The sequence below is a fragment of the Paracoccus marinaquae genome, assembly GCF_018860165.1.
Classification (GTDB): domain Bacteria; phylum Pseudomonadota; class Alphaproteobacteria; order Rhodobacterales; family Rhodobacteraceae; genus Paracoccus; species Paracoccus marinaquae.
The window spans coordinates 16,787-35,230 of sequence record NZ_JAHKNG010000023.1 but is presented as its reverse complement, the minus strand read 5'-3'; the positions used below and the strand labels follow the sequence as shown (position 1 = coordinate 35,230).

Sequence of the window (18,444 nt, the reverse complement as noted above, 5' to 3'; positions counted from 1 at the left end):
GGTTTGACAAGCATCACCATCATCGGCGGCGGCATCTTCGGGCTGACCTGCGGCTGGGAACTCTGCCGGCGCGGGGCACGGGTCCGGGTGATCGAGGCCGGCCGCATCGGCGCCGGCTCATCCGGCGGCACGGTCGGCGCCCTCGCCCCGCACGCCCCCGAAAACTGGAACCACAAGAAGGCCTTCCAGCTGGACAGCCTGCTGATGGCGCCCGATTTCTGGACCGGGGTCGAGGCCGTCTCGGGCCGGCCGACGGGCTACGGTCGCACCGGACGGCTGCAGCCGATGCCCGATCCCGCAATGATCGAACGCCTGCGCGACCGCATTGGCGCCGCCGGACGGCGCTGGCCCGCGCATCTGCAGATGCGCCTGACCCGCAGCCCCGAAACGCCGCTGCTGCCGGCCAGTCCGACGGGGATCTGGCTTGAGGACCGGCTGACCGCGCGGCTGAATGCCCGCGCGGCGCTGGCCGCGCTGGCCACGGCGATCCGCGCCCAAGGCGGCGAGATCGTTGAGGGGGAAACCGCCCATCCCGACCGGATCGGCGGCACCGTGCTATGGACTGCGGGGATCGCGGGGCTTGAGGTCTTGTCCGAGGATCTCGGCCGCGCGATGGGCAAGGGGGTGAAGGGCCAGTCCGCGCTTCTCGATCATGCCGCCCCGCAGGCACCGCAGATCTTTGCCGACGGGCTGCATATCGTGCCCCATGCCGATGGCAGCACCGGGATCGGCTCAACCTCCGAGACCGCATTCGCGCATCTCGAACCGGATGCGCAGCTTGACGATATCGTGGCCCGCGCCCGCCGGCTCTGCCCGGCCCTTGCCTCGGCCCCGGTGGTGGATCGCTGGGCGGGCATCCGCCCCCGCGCGACCAGCCGCGCCCCGCTGCTTGGACCATGGCCCGGCCGCCCCGGCCACCATGTCGCCAATGGCGGCTTCAAGATCGGCTTCGGCATGGCCCCGAAGATCGCGCAGGTGATGGCTGATATGCTGCTTGACGGGCACGACACCATCCCCGACGATTTCCGGCTGACCGGCGCCGCGCGCTGACGCGGGGCGGATCACGCCGGATATCGCCCCCGGACAGGCAGGCAACGCGCTGCAGCCCGATCTCAGCCAGGCAAGGGCGACACCCCCACCACCGGCAGATGCAGCATCAGCAGGGCCAGCCAGATGGCCACCGCCAGCAGCAACCGCGGGACGGTCACCCGAAAGGCCCGCGGCACCCCGCTGCGCGCCAAGCCGGTCAGGGCAAAGACCAGCATGCCGCCGAACAGGATCACATGCGCCAGATCGCCATTGGCGACCAGATGCGCGCCGGCCCAGATGGTGAAGGCCGCGATCAGCCCCGACATGCCCGTTGCCAGCGACGCGGTCAGGATCGCCAGCGGCATCGCCAGATTGACCAGCCATCGGCTCCAGCCGCCAGCCTCCCACAGCGGCAGATAGGGCGTCCCGCCCGAGGCCCGGATCAGCCAGATCAGCAGGGCCACCGACAGCAGGCTGAAGCCCGCCAGATAGCCGCCACGCCCCAGCCGTAGGATCAGCCAGCCGCGCGGCCCCGGTGCCGCCGGAATGACATGCGCGCCCAGAAAGCAGGCCCATGCCAGCGCATATTCGCCCCATCCATCCATGTCCTACCGATAGCTGCTTGCGGCCCGCCCCGCCAGTGGGCGACACTGCGGCAAAATGGAGGACTGACATGACCACACGGCTCGACCGGGCCTTTGCCGCCATCGATGCGGCCAATGCGCGCGACCCGAAACATGAGGGCGGGCAGCCCGCCAACCTGCTTTACGGCCAGCGCATGACGGCCGAGCAGGAGCGGCTGTTCCCCGACGCCTCCGAGCCGCTGCGCATCGCCTGCCGTGGCCAGCATGTCGAACGCTGGCTGCTGCCCCGCAGCGACTACCCGATGGACCGCGCGGGCTATCTGCAATGGCGGACCGAACAGGGCCGCCGCCATGCCGATCGCATCGCTGGGATCATGGAAGAGGCCGGCTATGACGGCGATGCCATCGACCACACCCGCCGGATGCTGACCAAGCAGGGCATCAAGCGCGATGCCGAGGTTCAGGCCGTCGAGGATATCATCTGCTTCACCTTCATCCGCTGGTATCTGGGCGATTTCGCCGCCGAGCAGCCCGACGAGAAGATGCCCCGCATCATCGAGAAGACCGCCCGTAAGATGTCGGCCGAGGGCCGCGCGCGGGTGCTGGCCGAATTCGCACTGCCCGAACCCTTCGCCCAGTATTTCCGCGACTGATGCCGGCCCGGATTCGCAGGGCAGTCATCGTCTCGCACGGGCAACCCGGCGATCCCGGCCCGCAGCAACAGGCGATCGAGGATCTGGCGGCGCAGGTCGCGCGGCACGATCCGGGCTGCGAAATCCTCGGCGCCACGCTGGCCATGCCTGGCGCCCTGGCGGCGACCGCAGGCCCCGAGGCGCTGATCTACCCGATGTTCATGGCCGAAGGGTGGTTCACGCGCACCGAACTGCCCCGCCGCCTCGCCGCAGCCGGGATTGCCGGGGCGCGGGTCATGCGGCCCTTCGGGACCGACCCGGCCCTGCCCGCGCTGATCGCCCGCAAGGCGCTTGAAGCGGCGGCCGCCGCCGGCTGGGCCGGGCATGAGACGACCCTGCTGCTGAGCGCCCATGGCTCGCAACGCTCGCAGGCCAGCTTTACCATCACCTGCGAACTGGCCAACCGCATCGCGCCGCATTTCGCCCGCGTGGTCACCGGCTTCATCGAACAGCCCCCGTTTGTCGCCGAAGCCGCGCAAGGGCTGGACCGCGCCGTCAGCCTGCCGCTCTTCGCGCTTGGCGCCGACCATGTGACCGACGATCTGCCCGCCGCGCTGGACGAGGCAGGCTTCACCGGCCCCAGGCTCGACCCGATCGGCCTCGCCCCCGAGGTGCCGGGGCTGATCGCCGCCGCGCTTCGCCTGGAAACTTCAAGCTTGAAATAACCACCGCCCTGTGCCAGTTTTTCCGGCGAGGAGGCGCCCACGGTTGAGGGTTATGCGCGCGGTCCCGACAGACCTCGTCCCGCAGGACCAAAGGCAGGCCCGACACGCGGCAGGGGGAGTGACGCGACGGGATCCGGGAACGCCAATGAACACGGTCGCAAGGCCGATGCCGGTCACGTCGGCGACCATCAGGGAGGACGGCCATGACGGAACTGAAAGGCGGAATCACCCGTGACGGCGAGGGGATCGAGGGGATCGAATGGAACATCCTCGGCCAGCGCTATTTTCCCAAGGCCGATTGCGACGCGGCCTTCGCCTTCGAGACGAACAGCGATCCGGGCCAGTTCGTGCCGGTCCATGTTCACCCTACCCAGGACGAATTCATCCTGGTGCAGGAGGGCGAGTTGCATCTGAAACTGGACGGCGAATGGAGCGTGGCACGCGCGGGCGATCTGGTGCGCATGCCGCGCGGGGTGCCGCATGGCTATTTCAACAAGTCCGACAAGCCGGCACGGGCACTGTTCTGGGTATCGCCTGCCGGTCGGTTGCGGGCGCTGTTCGAAGGGCTGCACGGGCTGACCGACACGGTCGAGGTGGTGCGCCTCTCGGCCGAACATGACGTGGATTTCCTGCCACCGGATGCCAATGAATGAGCTACCAGCGAACCATTGCCATCGAGTTCTGCCATTGCGACCCGGCCGGGATCGTCTTCTATCCGCGCTATGCCGAGATGGTGAACCACATGGTCGAGAACTTTTTCCTCGACGAGGTGGGCTATTCCTTCGGCCGGATGATGGATGAGGGCTTCGGCATGCCCACGGCCCGGCTGGAAGTGGATTTCCGCAAGCCCTCGCGGCTTGGCGACCGGCTGGACTGGACGCTGGTGCTCGACCATATCGGCCGGACCAGCGCCCGGTTTCTGGTTCGCGCCGAAGACCGGCTGGAGGCGCGCAGCACCGTCGTCTGGATGGACCGCGGTTTTACCTCCGCGCCCTGGCCCGACCATATCCGCCCGGTTCTGGAGGCCCATCTTGCGTGACGCGCCTCGGCCGGGGCCGGAACCACGGCCATCCTGAACCCAAGGGGAGAAGGCAAGAATGCAGCAACTGGGCCCCAGCGGGCATATCGACACCTATTCACGCGACAACCTGCCGCCGGCCGATCAATGGCCGCTGATCGATCTCAGCGGCTTTGACTATCCCGACTGGATCAATGTCGGCGCCGAACTGACCGATCACATGGTCGAGCGCGGCTTCGGGGACCGCAATGCCCTGATCGGCAATGGCCGGGCGCGGACCTACAAGGAGCTGGCCGACTGGACCAATCGCCTCGCCCATGCGCTGGTCGAGGTCTATGGGGTGAAGCCCGGAAACCGGATTCTGATCCGCTCGGCCAACAACCCGGCCATGGTGGCCTGTTGGCTGGCGGCGACCAAGGCCGGCGCGGTGGTCGTCAACACCATGCCGATGCTCCGCGCGGGCGAACTGGCCGCGATCGTCGACAAGGCCGAGATCAGCCACGCGCTCTGCGACACCCGGCTGATGGACGAACTGGTGGCGGCGGCCAAGGGTTCGCGGTTCCTGAAGACGGTGGTGGGCTTCGACGGCACCGCCAATCACGATGCCGAACTGGATCGCGCCGCCCTGACCATGCCGGTCAGGTTCGACGCCGTGCGGACCGGCCGCGACGACGTGGCGCTGCTGGGCTTTACCAGCGGCAGCACCGGCGAGCCGAAGGCGACGATGCATTTTCATCGCGATATCCTCATCATCGCCGACGGCTATGCCCGCGAGGTGCTGGGGGTCACGCCCGAGGATGTGTTCGTGGGCAGCCCGCCCTTGGCCTTCACCTTCGGGCTGGGCGGGATGGCGGTATTCCCGCTGCGCTTTGGCGCCTCGGCGGTGCTTCTGGAAAACGCCTCGCCGCCCAGCATGATCGAGATCATCCAGAAACACCGCGCCACCATCTGCTTTACCGCACCGACCGCCTATCGGGTAATGCTGCGGGCGATGGACGAGGGTGCCGATCTCTCAAGCCTGCGTGCCGCGATCAGCGCCGGCGAGACGCTGCCCGGTCCGGTCTATGAGGAATGGATGGCAAAGACCGGCAAGCCGATGCTGGACGGGATCGGCTCGACCGAGATGCTGCATATCTTCATCACCAACCGTTTCGATGACAGCCATCCGGCCTGCACCGGCCGTCCCGTCGGCGGCTATCGCGCAAAGATCGTCGGCGACGACGGCCAGGACCTGCCCCGGGGCGAGATGGGCAGGCTGGCGGTCGTCGGTCCCACCGGCTGCCGCTATCTGGCCGATGCGCGGCAGCGCGATTATGTTCTGGATGGCTGGAACCTGACCGGCGATACCTTCGTGCAGGACGAGGACGGCCGCTTTCATTTCGCCGCCCGTTCCGACGACATTATCCTGTCCTCGGGCTACAATATCGCCGGCCCGGATGTCGAGGCGGCGCTGCTGGCGCATGCCGATGTGGCGGAATGCGCCGTGATCGGTGCCCCGGATCCGGACCGGGGCCAGATCGTCCAGGCCCATGTCGTGCTGGCCGAGGGGGTCGCCCCCGATCAGGCGACGATCGAGCGCCTGCAGCGTCATGTGCGGGATACCATCGCGCCCTACAAATATCCACGCAGCGTCGTCTTTCACACCTCGCTGCCCAAGACCCAGACCGGCAAGATCCAGCGTTTCCGGCTGCGCGAATAGGAGACCCGTTTGCCCGCTGCCGGATCGCCCGCGACCAGCCATTTCCCGCCGCCCCGCGGTTTCAGGTTGCGACAGGATTGTGCCCGGCTGAACATTTCAACTGCAAGTGCGCGCCCGGAAGGGACGCATTTCACTTTGAAAGGGAGCCACATGATGAAAACGAAGTCTTTCGCCGGAACCGCCGCCATGATGCTGGCCGGTTTCCATGCAGCCGCCCCGGCCCTGGCGCAGGAGAAGACGTCCGGCATCCAGCCGCTGGAATGGGTCAGCGGCAACACGACCATCCGGATCTATGGCCAGATCGACGAGGGCGCACTGAGTTTCGATGACGGCGAGAAGACCACGAATTATGGCCTCGTCGGCAACAAGAACTCCAGCAGCCGGCTGGGGCTCAGGACCCTGACCGCGCTGGACAGCGGCTGGGACATGACGGGCAATTTCGAGTTCGAGTATGTCCCGCATGGCTCGACGGCGGTTGACCAGACCGACCCCGACGAGGCCGATTACGACCTGAGGAAGACCAATATCCGCAAGATGGAACTGGCCTTTTCCAGCGACCGCTATGGCAAGTTCTGGCTGGGTCAGGGCAGCATGGCCTCGGACGGATCCGCCAAGTCCGACCTTTCCGGCACCACCGTCATCGCCAGTGCCGCGGTCGCCGATATCGGCGGCGGTCTGTTCCGCATGGATGACGGCGTCCTGTCGGATATCTCGACCAGCGACGCCTACAGCGACTATAACGGGCTGGGCCGCAAGATGCGCGTCCGCTATGACAGCCCGTCCTTCAACGGATTCAGGATCATGACCTCGTTCGGGCAGGACGTTCTGGCCGAGAAGGACGGCAACTACTACGATATCGCGGCCCATTACCAAGGCGATCTCGAGGCTTTCGACCTGGAAGGCGGGCTGGCCTATTCCCGCAAGCAGGCCGAGGATATCGATATCCTTTCGGGCTCGGTGTCGGGGCTGCACAAGGCCTCGGGGTTGAACCTGACCCTCGCCGCCGCGCAGGAAAGCGCCGCCGGCGATGGCAGCTACGGCTATGTGAAACTGGGCTGGAAGCGCGATTTCTTTGCCATCGGCACGACCGCACTTTCGCTCGATTACTACACGGGCGACGATGTGGTCGAGGACGGATCGGACAGCCAGTCCTATGGCGTGGCCATGGTCCAGAGGGTCGATCGCTGGAATACCGACTGGTATCTGGGACTGCGCAACTACGATTACGACGACGATACCGCCGATTATCAGGATGGCCTTTCCACCATGATCGGTTTCCGGGTGCAGTTCTGACCCGGAAGGGGCGGCCAGACGCGGACCGGCCGGCGGCCGGTCCGGCAACAACAGAAGGGAGGAACAGGGATGAGCTATGATCCCGCCGGCGAGGGCGCGCGCATGTCATTTCGGGACCGGATGTCCTATGGCGACTATCTGGGCCTCGACGCGATCCTGACCGCCCAGCACCCGCTGTCGCAGGCGCATGACGAGATGCTGTTCATCATCCAGCACCAGACCTCGGAACTGTGGATGAAGCTGGCCCTGCACGAGATGGGCGCCGCCCGCAGCCGCATCGCGGCGGGCGATCTGCAGACCGCGTTCAAGATGCTGACCCGAGTCGCCCGGATCATGGAGCAGCTGAATTCGGCCTGGGACGTGCTGCGCACGATGACCCCCAGCGAATATACCGAATTCCGCGAAAGCCTGGGCGAAAGCAGCGGCTTTCAGTCCTACCAGTACCGGATGATCGAATTCGTCGCCGGCAACCGCAACATGGCGATGATCCGCCCGCACGAGCATCGCGAGGAACTGGCCGCGCCGCTGCGCGAGGAGGCGACGCGACCCTCGCTCTACGACACCGTTCTGGCGCGTCTGGCGGCGGCGGGTTTCGATGTGCCGCCACGCGACCGGCTGGACCAGCCGCACCAGCCCGACGCGAAGGTGCGGGCGGCATGGGCGCAGGTCTATCGCGACACCGCCCGCTACTGGCAGCTTTACGAACTGGCCGAGAAGCTGGTCGATTTCGAGGATTATTTCCGCCGCTGGCGCTTCAACCACGTGACCACGGTCGAGCGCATCATCGGCTTCAAGCGCGGCACCGGCGGGACGATGGGCGTCAGCTATCTGCGCCGGATGCTGGATGTGGTGCTGTTTCCCGACCTGTGGGAACTGCGCACCGAACTATAAACAGGTCCAACAGGGAGAGTGACATGAACCAGCCGGATACCGGGATCACCGGCGCGGACGAGGCCTATGGCGGCAAGTCATGGAATGTCGTCGGCCATACCTACACGCCCAAGCTGCACACCGAGAACGCGATGATCTGGCACGCCGAGATCCCCGACGGGACCTTCGTGCCGCCGCATGTCCACCCCACGCAGGACGAATGGATCGTCATGATTGAAGGCAATCTGGAGATCGAGTTCGGCCCCGATCTCCACAGGGCCGGCCCCGGCGACACGATCCGCATGCCGCGCGGCATCGCGCATGGCATCTTCAACCGCTCGGGCAGGACGGCGACCTGCGTCTTCGGCGTCGCCCCCTCGCGCAAGCTTTTCGCCCTGTTCGGGCAACTGGACGGGGTGACCGACCCGGCCGAACTGGTGCGCATCTCGGCCGAACACGAGGTCGATTTCCTGCCGCCCCCGAACGAGGGCTGAAACATGGCCCAACCGCAACGCAGGACCGTCGCCGTCATCGGCGGCGGGGTCAGCGGCCTTGCCGCCGCCAAGGCCTTCGACGAACGCGGGCATCGTGTCCTGGGCTTCGAGCGCAGCCATGATCTGGGCGGCGTGTGGGAACCCTCGCGCAGCTATCCGGAGGTGCAGACCCAGTCGCCCAAGGACCTCTATCGCTATACCGACCACCCGATGCCGGCCGACTACCCGGAATGGCCCAAGGGTCCGCAGGTTCACGCCTATCTGCATTCCTATGCGGCCAGGCACGGGCTGCACCGGCTGTTCCGCCTGAACACGAATGTCACGTCGCTGGATCGCCGCCCCGATGGCCTGCCCGGCTGGCGGCTGAGCCTGCAGGCGGGCGATCACATCTGGACCGAGGATGTCGATTTCGTCGCCATCGCCACCGGCCAGTTCTCGGACAAGAACATCCTGACCTTTCCGGGGCAGAGCGAGTTCACCGCCGCCGGCGGGCAGGTCATGCATTCGGCCGAATATACCGATCCGGCGATCGCGCAGGGCCGGCATGTGCTGGTTCTCGGCGGCTCGAAATCGGCAACCGATCTGGTCGTGAACGCGGCGCGGAACGGCGCGAAATCGGTGACGATGGTCTATCGCGAACCGGTCTGGCGCATCCCCTATTTCATCGGCGGCATCAATTTCAAGCGCCTGCTCTACCCGCGCTTTCAGGAGGCGCAGTTCAACGGCTGGAACCCGACAGCGGGCCAAAGGTTGCGCGCGGTGCTGCTGAAGCCCCTGATCTGGGCCAATTTCCGCGGGCTGGAGACATTGCTGAAGCTGCAACTCGGGCTGAAGAGATGGAACATGGTTCCCGACATCCCGATCGAGAAGGATATCTCGTGTTCGGTCCCCATCGTCACGCCCGGCCTGTTCGAAAGCTTCCGCGAGGGCCGCGCGAAACCGGTCCGCGGCACCATCGAGCGGTTCGAACTCGGCCATGTCGTCCTGACCACCGGCGACCGGGTGCCCTGCGACGTGGCCGCGCTGGCGGTCGGCTGGAAGCTGGGCATCCCCTATCTGGCCGAGGAATACCGCCGCAAGCTGATCGAAGCCGACGGCCAGTATCGCATCTACCGGCTGGCGGTGAATCCCGACCTGCCGGATCTGGGCTTCGTCGGCTTCAATTCCAGCTTCTGCACCGTGCTGTCGGCCGAGATGATCGCCAACTGGCTGGTCCGCTTCATGGACAGACAGCTTGCCCGGCAACCCAGCGAGGCCGAGATGCATGTGGGGATCGAGGACAATCTGCGCTGGCGGCGGCAGGAACGCCCGGCCGCGCAGATCTATGGCGGGCTCTGTTCGGCGCCATTCCACTTCCGCCATCTCGACGAGATCGTGGCCGATATCGGCGCGACGGAGACCCGGCGCGGCTGGCTTGCCGAAACCTTCACGCCGCCCGACGCGGATGCCTATGGCCGCTTTCTGGCAAGCGCGCCCCAATACCGCGCGGGCTGATCAGGCCCGCGCGTAATAGGCATATCCCGCAGCCTCCCGAAAGCCGAGGCTGCGGTAGAAGGCCACAGCCCCCTCATTCGCCCGGCTGACGGCCAGTGCCAGCCTGTCCGCGCCAGCCTCGGCCGCCCAGAATGCCGCCTGCCGCACCATCCAGCCGGCCAACCCCTTGCGCCGCCAGTCGGGCAGGATCTCAAGCCCGTGCAACAGGGCCACGCCGCCATACGCGGCCACGAAACCCGCGCCCGCCGCGCGATCCTCGATCCGGCCCAGAATGGCGGCCCTGTTCGCCTCTACCCGTTCCATCACCGCCTGACGCGCGGGGCCGATATTGCCCGCCGCCCAGATCTCGCGCTGGATCGCCAGCGGCGGCCAGATCGCGAACGCGGTCACCGGCGGAACCGGCCGATCCGTCAGCGCCGCGATCGCGGTTTCCATGACGGCTGTCGGATTCTCGCGCCGAAAGCCCTGCGCCTCCAGCGCCGCGATCAGCCGGCTGTCGTCGTCCTGGGCGCGAAAAAGCGCCCGCTGATCCCAGCCCTCGTGCAGCGCGGCGGCCACATCGATATCGGCCGCGCGCCAATCCCCGACCGCCCGGGCCGAGCCGACACGCCCGCCCGCGCCCAGCCCCCGGCCGACCCGGAATCCGCCCGCGTCCCGGTATTTGGCGGCAGGCCAGGTCCGTTCGAAAGCCTCGCTCAGCGCCCGGTCCATCACAGCGACAGCCTGCGCTTCAACGCGTCCATGGCGACGCCGACCCGCGCCGCATCCAGCCCCCGCACGACCAGGTTGGTGCCCCAGCCGCGCTCGTCGTGATAGGGATAGGAGCCCAGCGACAGGTCCGGAAATTCGGCGGCGACGGCCTTCAGTTCCTCAGCTACCTCGCTTTCGCCGCGCCGCACCTCGACGGTCTGCGACTGCACCGGTCGCCCGGCGGCCAGACGCGGGATCAGCCAGTCGACCATGCCGCGAAACACCTCGGGAACACCGGCCATCACATGCGTATTGCCGATGGAAAAGCCGGGGGCCGCAGAGACCGCATTGTCGATCAGCCGCGCCCCGACCGGGATACGCGCCATGCGCAGCCGATTTGGCGTCAGTTCGGTTCCCATCCGATCACACCGCGCCTGCAGGATCGCGCGCGCCTCGGGATCGACCTCGGCCACCGTGCCATGCGCGGCGGCAACCGCATCGGCGGTGATATCGTCATGCGTCGGCCCGATGCCGCCGCTGGTGAACAGCAGATCGAAGGCCCCGCCAAGACTGCTGTCCAGCGCCCGGACCGCGGCCACGATCTGGTCCTCGTCATCCGCCACCACCCGGATCTCGCGCAGATCGAACCCGGTGGCCGACAGCACCTGCGCCAGATGATGGGCATTGCCCTCGCGCGTGCGGCCCGACAGGATCTCGTCCCCGATCACCAGAATCGCCGCGGTGGGATTGTCCGACTGCATGGCCCCTGCCCCCTCTCTGACATGGTTTCCTTCTATGCCGCCCCACGGCACTGGAACAAGGGCCGCGACGGGTCTATCTATGCGGTCAGATGAAAGGACGTGCGATGGACGAAGAAAGCCGTATCACCCGCGAAGGCATCCGCATTCACATCCCCGAGGATTTCGCCGGGATGCGCAAGGCCGGGGCGCTGGCGTCGCAGATCCTCGACCAGGTCGGCCCGATGGTCGAACCCGGCACGACCACCGGCGCGCTGGACGACTTCATCCGCAGCCGCATCGAAGAGGCCGGCGCGACCTCGGCCACGATCGGCTATCGCGGCTATCAGCATGCCAGCTGCATCAGCGTCAACCATGTCGTCTGTCACGGCATCCCCGGCGACAAGCTGCTGCGCGACGGCGATATCCTGAACATCGACGTCACCGTCATCGTCGATGGCTGGTATGGCGATACCAGCCGCATGTATGTGGCCGGCAGGCCCTCGATCAAGGCGCAGCGGCTGATCCAGGTCACCCATGATTCGCTGATGAAGGGGATCGAGGCCGTCCGGCCCGGCGCCACCTTCGGCGATATCGGCCACGCCATCCAGGACTATGCCGAAGGCCATCGCATGTCGGTGGTGCGCGACTTCTGCGGCCACGGTCTCGGCCGGGTCTTCCACGCGCCCCCCAACGTCCTGCATTTCGGCCGCTCCGGCAAGGGCCCGGTGCTGGAGGAAGGCATGTTCTTCACCATCGAGCCGATGATCAATCTCGGCCGGCCCGAAACCAAGGTGCTGGCCGATGACTGGACGGCGGTGACCCGCGACAAGTCGCTCTCGGCCCAGTTCGAACACTCGATCGGCGTCACCGCCAGCGGCTTCGAGATCTTCACCCCCTCCGACAGGTTCTTCCCGACCCTCGACTGACCGCCTCCCCCTCGCGCTCTTTCCAAATACCTCGGGGGAGTCGCGCCAGCGACGGGGGCAGAGCCCCCTGACACATCCCCGGGGGCCGCCGGCCTCGACCCGGCAGGATCAGGCGCGGCCCGCCGCGCCCGACAGAAGCGACGGGTCGATTCCCTGGGCCTTCAGCGCCAACGGCCATTTCGCGTCGTGATCCTCGCCGAAGATCAGTTCCTCGGCGCCTTCGCCCGTCAGCCAGCCATTCTTCAGCATCTCGTCCTCAAGCTGGCCCGGCCCCCAGCCCGCATAGCCCAGCGTCAGGACCGCGGTCTCGGGCCCCTCGCCATGGGCAAGATCCTCGAGGATGTCGCGCGTGGTGGTCATCGCCAGCGCCCGGCCGATCCGCAGCCGGCCCTCGGGGTCCTCGCCATGTTCGGGCACGCTGTGCAGCACGAAACCGCGCCCGGGCTCGACCGGGCCGCCAAAGCGGACCTCGATCCGGCGGGCGCTGTCATCGGCCTCGATGCCCAGCTGTTCCATCAGATCGCCGAAATCGATCTCGGGCAGGGGCCGGTTCACGATCAGCCCCATGGCGCCATCCTCGGAATGGGCGCAGACCAGCACGACCGAGCGCCGGAAACGCGGGTCGCTCATGCCCGGCATGGCGATCAGGATCTTGCCGGTCAGGTTCCGGCCGTCATCCGTGCTGTCGGGGCTTCTGCTCATCGGGCCTCCTTTCGATGCAAGATCGGCCCTCGTGGCCGATCTTGCAAGGCCCCCGCGCGTTTGTGACTTCTCTGGCGCCATGCAAGCGACTAAATTCTGAAACATGAGACGCATCGTCCTGCTGGCCCTGTTCCTGCCGCTGACCGCCACGGCCGAACCATTGTCGCCCGGGCTGCAATCGGCACGGCTGCTGCCCGGCTGGACCGATGCCGAGGGCAACCGTGTCGCCGCGCTGGAACTGCGGCTCGAACCCGGCTGGAAGACCTATTGGCGCCAGCCCGGCGACAGCGGGTTGCCGCCCAGCTTCGACTGGAGCGGTTCGCAGAACTTGGCGGATGTCACCTTCCACTGGCCCGCCCCCGAGGCGATCCGGTCGGGCGACGCGCTGACGCTCGGCTATCACGACACGCTGCTTCTGCCCTTCACCGCCCGGCCCAGGGATCCGGCGCAGGCGCTGGTTCTGGATGCGGCGGTGGATTTCGGCCTGTGCGAGAATATCTGCGTGCCGGCCCGTGTCAGCCTTCAGGCACCGGCCCCGGCGGCGTCGCGCGATCCGCGGATCGAGGCCGCGCTGGCCGACGTTCCGGCACGGCTGGATGCCCGCCCCGCCTGCCGGCTGTCCGAGATCGCGGACGGCATGCGGCTCAGCGTGGATCTGCCTCAGGCCGGGGCCGAGGTCGCGGCGATGGAGGTGATCGGCCGGCCCGAGATCTGGGTCTCGACCTCGGAACTCGAGGCCCGGAGCGGCGGCAGCCGCGCAACCGCCGATTTCGTCCCCCCCGCCGCCGCGCCCTTCGATCTGGATACGGGCGCGGTCCGCATCACCCTGATCGGCCCGGATGGTGCGGTCGAGATGCAGGGCTGCGACCGGCAAGGCTGAGCCCCGCCGCGACCAGAACCGCGATCAGCAGACCGAGGACGTAGAAGCCAAGCGCCGACAGCGCCGATCCCGCCACCGGCCACCAGCCCGGCAGCGCCAGTCCGAGGGCCGGCAGCAGCGTCGCCGGCACCAGGGTCACGAGGAAGGCGATGGTGGCCAGCACCACACCCACCCGCACCGGTCCGCGCAGGGCCGGCGCACGGATGCCGCGCCGGAAGCCCTGTCTTGCGCGACCGATATCCTCGCCCACCCCCAGGACCGCCGGCACCACCAGCAGAACCACCACCATGCCGAAGCCCAGCCCGTAGGCCAGCGTCACCACCGTCGGCTTCAGGAACAGCGCCTGCGAGGACCGTTCGTAAAGCAGCGGTGCCAGCCCCAGAACGGTCGTCGCGGTCGTCAGCAGCACCGGCCGGAAACGGTTTGCCACGGCATCGATGATGGCCGGGCGCAGGCCGCGATCGGTCGCATATTCGTCGATGGTCGAGATCAGCACGATCGAATCGTTGATGATGATGCCCGACATGCCGATCAGCCCGACGATCGAGAACATCGACATCGGCAGATCCCAGAGGTGATGCCCCCAGACCGCGCCGGTCAGACCGAAGGGAATCACCGACATGACCACCAGCGGCCGGGTCCAGCTGGCGAAAATCCAGGCCAGCACCATGTAGATGCCGGTCAGCGCCACGGCGAATCCCAGCAGGGCCTCGCTCAGGAATTCACGCTCCTGCTCGGCCAGCCCGGTGGTCTCGAAGCTGATGCCGTATTCGGCGGCGATCGCGGGCATGATGGCGCTTTCCAGGCTGCGCGAAATCTCGGCGGCGCGCGCCGGATCGTCGTCCGAGATGTCGCCGGTCACGGTGATCATCCGCTCGCCGTTTTCGCGCCGGATCTCGGAAAAGCCCGCATCGGTGCCGACCGTGACGATATCGCCCAGCGGAACCCATTGCCCCGACGAGGTGCGCATCATCATCCGATCGAGGAAATCGCCGCGCCGCTCGTCCTCGGGCAGTTCGACCCGGATCGCGCCGGTGCGGGTGCCGACCGGATAGGTCACCGCCTCGATGCCGGCCAGCCGCTGGCGCAACTCGCGCGCCAGCGTCTCGGTGGTGAAGCCCAGGGCCTCGCCCTGTGCGGTCAGTTGCAGGGCCAGTTCATCCTTGTCATAGGACATGCTGTCTTCCAGCGCAGATACCTCGGGGAAGGCCGACAGCTGCAGTTTCAGCGCCTCGGCCGCATCCTTCAGCTGCTGCGCCTCGGCGCCGGTCATGCGCACCGAGATCGCGTCGCCGCCGGGGCCGTGCCGGAAGCCGCGGAAACTGATCGTCTCCAACCGGGGATCGCTGGGCATCGCCGCCTGCAGGGCGTTCACGAAATCAAAGCTGGAATAGGGGCGGAAATCCGGGTCGATCAGTTCCATCTGCACCGCGCCCAGAAGGTCGGCATCCTTGGTATCGGCGCCGGGCAGCGGGCGGCCGGAATTGCTGCCGACCATGGTCATCGCATGGGTGATCGGATTGATGCCGTATTCCGCCTCGTATTCCGCGGCCACCTGTTCGACCGCCGCCTGCACCATCCCCATGACGCGGGTGGTATCCTCGCGCGTGGCGCCGGGCAGCATGGCAAAGTTCCCGGCCACGCTGCCCTGTTCGGGGGCGTCGAAGAACCGCCAGGGAACCTTGCCGGTCATCAGCGTGGTGGCCGACCAGGCCAGCATGGCGATGGCCGCCGCCAGGACCGGATAGCGCAGCACCAGAACCACACGGGTCACAGGCCGCAGCAGATGCTCGATCAGCCAGTCGAGGCCGCGATTGACGATCTTCGAGGGCCGGTCATACCAGTTCCGCCGCGCCGCCCGGGTCAGCGCATGCGACATATGGCTGGGCAGAACCAGGAAACACTCGACCAGCGAGGCAGCCAGCACCAGAATCACCGTCAGCGGAATATCGCGGACCGTCTCGCCAAAGCGCCCGCCGATCGCCATCAGCCCGGCGAATGCGATAATGGTCGTCAACGTCGAGGAGACCACCGGCGCCGCCATCCGCGCCGCCGCCCGCTCGGCCGCGATCACGGCGGGTTCCCCCAGCTTGCGGGCGCGGAAATCGGCATGCTCGCCGACCACGATCGCATCGTCGACAATGATCCCCAAGGTCAGGATCAGCGCGAAAAGCGAGATCATGTTCAGCGTCATGCCGGTCAGGTACATCAGCCCGACGGCGGCCAGCAGCGAGGCGGGGATGCCGGCGGCGACCCACAGCGCCGTGCGCGCGTTCAGAAACAGGAACAGCAGCACCAGAACGAGGCCCAGGCCCACGACCGCATTGTCCAGCAACAGTTCCAGCCGGGCGGCGATCACCTCGGCCCGCGCCCGGACCAGTTCCATGCCGACGCCCGCAGGCAGCGATGGCTCGATCCGGGCGACGACCTCTTCGACGCTGCGCTGCATGCCGATGGCATCGCCCGAGGCGCTGCGCTGGACCCGCACCATCACCGCCGGCTTGCCGTCGACGTAATAGGCGACGTTACGGTCCATGCCGGACTGCCGCACATCGGCAACGTCGCCCACGGTCAGTTGCGTGCCATCGGGCAAGGCCTTCAACAGCAGCGCGGACACCGCGGCCGGGTCCCGGGTTTCGCTGCCGGTGCGCACACGGGCGGCACCCGATGAGACATCTCCGGCCGGGCTGACCGTGGCGGCCGCCGCGACCACGCCGGCGATCTGTTCCAGCGTCACGTCATGGCGGACCAGATCGGCCATGCGCACCTCGACCAGTACCTCGGGCGCGGCGATGCCGGACAGGCTGAGACGGGTGATTCCCTCGGCGTAAAGCCGGTTGACGAAATCGTCGGCGATGCGCGCCAGCTGATCCAGACCGACCGGCCCCGAAATGACCACATCGGCCACTCCGTCACGCCAGGCGCTGCGTTCGATTTCGGGATCCTCGGCATCCTCGGGCAGGTCGCCGGCCGCCGCGATGGCGACCTCGACATCGGACATGGCGCGGGACATGTCCCAGCCCGGCTCGAACTCCATCTCGATCTCGGCCGAGCCCTGGACCGAGCGCGAACTGATCAGATCGACGCCCTCGACCCCCATCAGGGCGGGTTCCAGAACGGCGACGACGGCCCGGTCCATGTCCTCTGGACCGGCGCCGTCCCAACGCAGTTCGACATCGATCTCATGCGCGACGGAATCGGGAAAGAACTGGGCGCGCAGTTGCGGGGCGGCGTAAAGGCCACCGACCACCATCACCGCCATCACCAGATTTCCCAGCGTCGCGTGCCGGGTGAAAATCGACAGCAGGCCGCGACCGTCAGCCATTGCCCTGCCTCCGATGGCTTTGCGCCTGCTGATCCTCGGCCGGTGCAGGGGCGGCGGCGTCGCGCACCCTGATCCCCGCGCCTAGCTGCGGCGCGCGTTCCGCGACGATGCGCGCGTCCCGCAGCGCGGCGGGCACCTCGATGATGACATCGTCGCCCTGCCGGCGCAGCACCCTGACCGGCACGGCGGACAGGCGCCCTGCAGCATCGGCGACCAGCACCGCACCGTCCGATCCGACCGCCGCCGCCGGGATCTGGGCGGCATTGGCAAGCGGCGGCTCGGCGATCTCGACGCTGACGAAATCGCCGGGCCGCAGCGCCGCGCCCCCCGACAGAACGCGGGCATAGACGATCCGGCCGGCGCTGCCCTCGGCCACCGAGGCGGCCGCCCGGTCCAGTTGCGCCTCGGCTGTCAGCCGCCCGGCCGAACCGTCGAGGATCACCCGCGCCGGCCGCTCTTCAAGCCCGCCGCCATCGGCAAGCAGGCGTGAGAACTGGTCCAGCGACAGCGGCACCTGCACCTCCAGCGCGTCGGGGTCGATGATCTCGGCCAGCTGCTCGTTCAGGCTGACCAGCCCGCCCTCGACGGCAGTGACGGCGGTGACGCGGCCGGCGAATCCGGCCCGGATTTCGGTATCGGCAAGATCGCGGCGGGCCTCGGACAGCGCGATCTCGGCCCGGCGAAGGGCGTTTTCGGCCACCGTCACCGCGCTTTCGGCAGCCGCCAGCCCGGCCCGGCCGGACACCACCGCCTGCTCGGCCTCGGAGACGGCCAGTTCGGCCGCCTCGCGTTCGGAACTGATGCCAAGGCCGCGCTGCTGCAGGGCCAGATGCCGCTCGACCGCGGCGCGGCGCAGTTCCGCCTGACGTTCGAGCGTGGTCTGGTTCTCGGTGGCCACCTCGACATTGCGGCGCGCGTCGCGCAGCGTCGCCTCGGCATCGTCGCGGGCGGCAAGCTGGCTGTCCAGCGCCGCCTGGGCCGAGGACGGATCGACCCGGACCAGCAACTGACCGGCCTCGACCCGGCCACCCTCCTGCAGGGCCGGATCGAGATGAACGATCTGGCCCGCCGCCCCGGCCCGCAACTGCAGCCGGCGGCGCGATTCGACATTGCCGAAGACCTGCATCACCGGCTGCACCACCTGCGGCGTCACCGTCAGCAGGCGCGCGGTATAGACCTGTTCGGCCGCATCGCGCGCCGGCCCGCCGCCGTCGCGCGCGACTACCGCCTGCCACAGCTGGAACCCGGCCAGAAACAGCAGGCCGAAGGTCAGGAAGGTGATGAACAGCCCGCTGAGGCTGCGAAAGAGAAAGCGCATGAGTAGGTTCCGCCTGGTGCCGGCC

The 18,444-nt window shown here is 67.7% G+C and carries 18 protein-coding genes; 12 read left to right on the top strand and 6 right to left on the bottom strand.

Annotated features, from left to right (window positions below; genetic code table 11):
* Positions 1-3 precede the first annotated feature (3 nt).
* Positions 4-1,050 (top strand): NAD(P)/FAD-dependent oxidoreductase, encoded by a 1,047-nt coding sequence (locus tag KNW02_RS13105; protein ID WP_216033731.1) that lies wholly within the window; start codon positions 4-6, stop codon positions 1,048-1,050.
* A 62-nt stretch (positions 1,051-1,112) separates the two neighbouring features.
* Here the strand turns inward: KNW02_RS13105 and KNW02_RS13100 are convergent, their stop codons facing one another.
* A complete protein-coding gene (locus KNW02_RS13100; RefSeq protein WP_216033730.1) occupies positions 1,113-1,634 on the bottom strand; it encodes an NnrU family protein in 522 nt (173 codons plus the stop codon).
* 68 nt (positions 1,635-1,702) lie between these two features.
* Here KNW02_RS13100 and KNW02_RS13095 point away from each other — a divergent pair, with 68 nt between their 5' ends.
* From KNW02_RS13095 to KNW02_RS13055, 9 genes are all read left to right on the top strand, one after another.
* Positions 1,703-2,266 carry a DUF4202 domain-containing protein gene (locus KNW02_RS13095; RefSeq protein ID WP_216033729.1) on the top strand — a complete coding sequence of 188 codons (564 nt, stop codon included), beginning with the start codon at positions 1,703-1,705 and terminating at the stop codon, positions 2,264-2,266.
* Positions 2,266-2,970 (top strand): sirohydrochlorin chelatase, encoded by a 705-nt coding sequence (locus tag KNW02_RS13090; protein WP_216033728.1) that lies wholly within the window; start codon positions 2,266-2,268, stop codon positions 2,968-2,970. The genes KNW02_RS13095 and KNW02_RS13090 overlap by 1 nt, the downstream gene beginning before the upstream one ends.
* Before the next feature lie 203 nt (positions 2,971-3,173).
* Positions 3,174-3,623 (top strand): cupin domain-containing protein, encoded by a 450-nt coding sequence (locus KNW02_RS13085; protein WP_216033727.1) that lies wholly within the window; start codon positions 3,174-3,176, stop codon positions 3,621-3,623.
* A complete protein-coding gene (locus KNW02_RS13080; RefSeq protein ID WP_216033726.1) occupies positions 3,620-4,009 on the top strand; it encodes an acyl-CoA thioesterase in 390 nt (129 codons plus the stop codon). The genes KNW02_RS13085 and KNW02_RS13080 overlap by 4 nt, the downstream gene beginning before the upstream one ends.
* A 58-nt stretch (positions 4,010-4,067) precedes the next feature.
* Complete coding sequence (locus KNW02_RS13075; protein WP_216033725.1) at positions 4,068-5,687, top strand: AMP-binding protein; 1,620 nt, start codon at positions 4,068-4,070, stop codon at positions 5,685-5,687.
* Positions 5,688-5,837: 150 nt separating this feature from the next.
* On the top strand, positions 5,838-6,980 hold the full coding sequence (locus KNW02_RS13070) for a porin (protein ID WP_216033724.1): 1,143 nt from the start codon (positions 5,838-5,840) through the stop codon (positions 6,978-6,980).
* Positions 6,981-7,049: 69 nt separating this feature from the next.
* Positions 7,050-7,871, top strand: a complete 822-nt coding sequence (gene kynA / locus KNW02_RS13065) for a tryptophan 2,3-dioxygenase (RefSeq protein ID WP_216033723.1) — start codon at positions 7,050-7,052, stop codon at positions 7,869-7,871.
* Positions 7,872-7,894: 23 nt separating this feature from the next.
* Entirely contained in the window at positions 7,895-8,344 is a 450-nt protein-coding gene (locus KNW02_RS13060) for a cupin domain-containing protein (protein WP_216033722.1), read from the top strand.
* 3 nt (positions 8,345-8,347) lie between these two features.
* Positions 8,348-9,838: a flavin-containing monooxygenase gene (locus KNW02_RS13055; RefSeq protein WP_216033721.1), complete on the top strand. Its 1,491-nt coding sequence runs from the start codon at positions 8,348-8,350 to the stop codon at positions 9,836-9,838.
* On the opposite strand, the gene KNW02_RS13050 is transcribed toward KNW02_RS13055, so the two are convergent.
* Positions 9,839-10,549 carry a GNAT family N-acetyltransferase gene (locus tag KNW02_RS13050; protein ID WP_216033720.1) on the bottom strand — a complete coding sequence of 237 codons (711 nt, stop codon included), beginning with the start codon at positions 10,547-10,549 and terminating at the stop codon, positions 9,839-9,841.
* Positions 10,549-11,289 (bottom strand): competence/damage-inducible protein A, encoded by a 741-nt coding sequence (locus KNW02_RS13045; protein ID WP_216033719.1) that lies wholly within the window; start codon positions 11,287-11,289, stop codon positions 10,549-10,551. Before KNW02_RS13045 ends, KNW02_RS13050 begins: the two co-directional genes overlap by 1 nt.
* Positions 11,290-11,393: 104 nt before the next feature.
* Here KNW02_RS13045 and map point away from each other — a divergent pair, with 104 nt between their 5' ends.
* Positions 11,394-12,194: a type I methionyl aminopeptidase gene (map, locus tag KNW02_RS13040; protein WP_216033718.1), complete on the top strand. Its 801-nt coding sequence runs from the start codon at positions 11,394-11,396 to the stop codon at positions 12,192-12,194.
* Between the two features lie 108 nt (positions 12,195-12,302).
* On the opposite strand, the gene KNW02_RS13035 is transcribed toward map, so the two are convergent.
* Positions 12,303-12,896 (bottom strand): YqgE/AlgH family protein, encoded by a 594-nt coding sequence (locus KNW02_RS13035; RefSeq protein ID WP_216033717.1) that lies wholly within the window; start codon positions 12,894-12,896, stop codon positions 12,303-12,305.
* 103 nt (positions 12,897-12,999) lie between these two features.
* Here KNW02_RS13035 and KNW02_RS13030 point away from each other — a divergent pair, with 103 nt between their 5' ends.
* Positions 13,000-13,776 carry a protein-disulfide reductase DsbD domain-containing protein gene (locus KNW02_RS13030; RefSeq protein ID WP_216033716.1) on the top strand — a complete coding sequence of 259 codons (777 nt, stop codon included), beginning with the start codon at positions 13,000-13,002 and terminating at the stop codon, positions 13,774-13,776.
* Here KNW02_RS13030 and KNW02_RS13025 read toward each other — a convergent pair.
* Positions 13,718-17,101, bottom strand: a complete 3,384-nt coding sequence (locus KNW02_RS13025) for an efflux RND transporter permease subunit (protein WP_216033715.1) — start codon at positions 17,099-17,101, stop codon at positions 13,718-13,720. The two genes, KNW02_RS13030 and KNW02_RS13025, sit on opposite strands and share 59 nt — an antisense overlap.
* Positions 17,094-18,419 (bottom strand): efflux RND transporter periplasmic adaptor subunit, encoded by a 1,326-nt coding sequence (locus tag KNW02_RS13020; RefSeq protein WP_216033714.1) that lies wholly within the window; start codon positions 18,417-18,419, stop codon positions 17,094-17,096. The genes KNW02_RS13025 and KNW02_RS13020 overlap by 8 nt, the downstream gene beginning before the upstream one ends.
* Positions 18,420-18,444: the final 25 nt, after the last annotated feature.

Bases quoted from the DNA above. Each gene is read 5' to 3' on its own strand.
- KNW02_RS13030 (WP_216033716.1), top strand. From the start codon at position 13,000: ATGAGACGCATCGTCCTGCTGGCCCTGTTCCTGCCGCTGACCGCCACG.
- kynA (WP_216033723.1), top strand. From the start codon at position 7,050: ATGAGCTATGATCCCGCCGGCGAGGGCGCGCGCATGTCATTTCGGGAC.
- KNW02_RS13025 (WP_216033715.1), bottom strand. From the start codon at position 17,101: ATGGCTGACGGTCGCGGCCTGCTGTCGATTTTCACCCGGCACGCGACG.
- KNW02_RS13020 (WP_216033714.1), bottom strand. From the start codon at position 18,419: ATGCGCTTTCTCTTTCGCAGCCTCAGCGGGCTGTTCATCACCTTCCTG.
- KNW02_RS13035 (WP_216033717.1), bottom strand. From the start codon at position 12,896: ATGAGCAGAAGCCCCGACAGCACGGATGACGGCCGGAACCTGACCGGC.
- KNW02_RS13080 (WP_216033726.1), top strand. From the start codon at position 3,620: ATGAGCTACCAGCGAACCATTGCCATCGAGTTCTGCCATTGCGACCCG.
- KNW02_RS13050 (WP_216033720.1), bottom strand. From the start codon at position 10,549: ATGGACCGGGCGCTGAGCGAGGCTTTCGAACGGACCTGGCCTGCCGCC.
- KNW02_RS13090 (WP_216033728.1), top strand. From the start codon at position 2,266: ATGCCGGCCCGGATTCGCAGGGCAGTCATCGTCTCGCACGGGCAACCC.
- KNW02_RS13045 (WP_216033719.1), bottom strand. From the start codon at position 11,289: ATGCAGTCGGACAATCCCACCGCGGCGATTCTGGTGATCGGGGACGAG.
- KNW02_RS13070 (WP_216033724.1), top strand. From the start codon at position 5,838: ATGATGAAAACGAAGTCTTTCGCCGGAACCGCCGCCATGATGCTGGCC.
- KNW02_RS13100 (WP_216033730.1), bottom strand. From the start codon at position 1,634: ATGGATGGATGGGGCGAATATGCGCTGGCATGGGCCTGCTTTCTGGGC.
- map (WP_216033718.1), top strand. From the start codon at position 11,394: ATGGACGAAGAAAGCCGTATCACCCGCGAAGGCATCCGCATTCACATC.
- KNW02_RS13060 (WP_216033722.1), top strand. From the start codon at position 7,895: ATGAACCAGCCGGATACCGGGATCACCGGCGCGGACGAGGCCTATGGC.
- KNW02_RS13085 (WP_216033727.1), top strand. From the start codon at position 3,174: ATGACGGAACTGAAAGGCGGAATCACCCGTGACGGCGAGGGGATCGAG.
- KNW02_RS13095 (WP_216033729.1), top strand. From the start codon at position 1,703: ATGACCACACGGCTCGACCGGGCCTTTGCCGCCATCGATGCGGCCAAT.
- KNW02_RS13075 (WP_216033725.1), top strand. From the start codon at position 4,068: ATGCAGCAACTGGGCCCCAGCGGGCATATCGACACCTATTCACGCGAC.
- KNW02_RS13055 (WP_216033721.1), top strand. From the start codon at position 8,348: ATGGCCCAACCGCAACGCAGGACCGTCGCCGTCATCGGCGGCGGGGTC.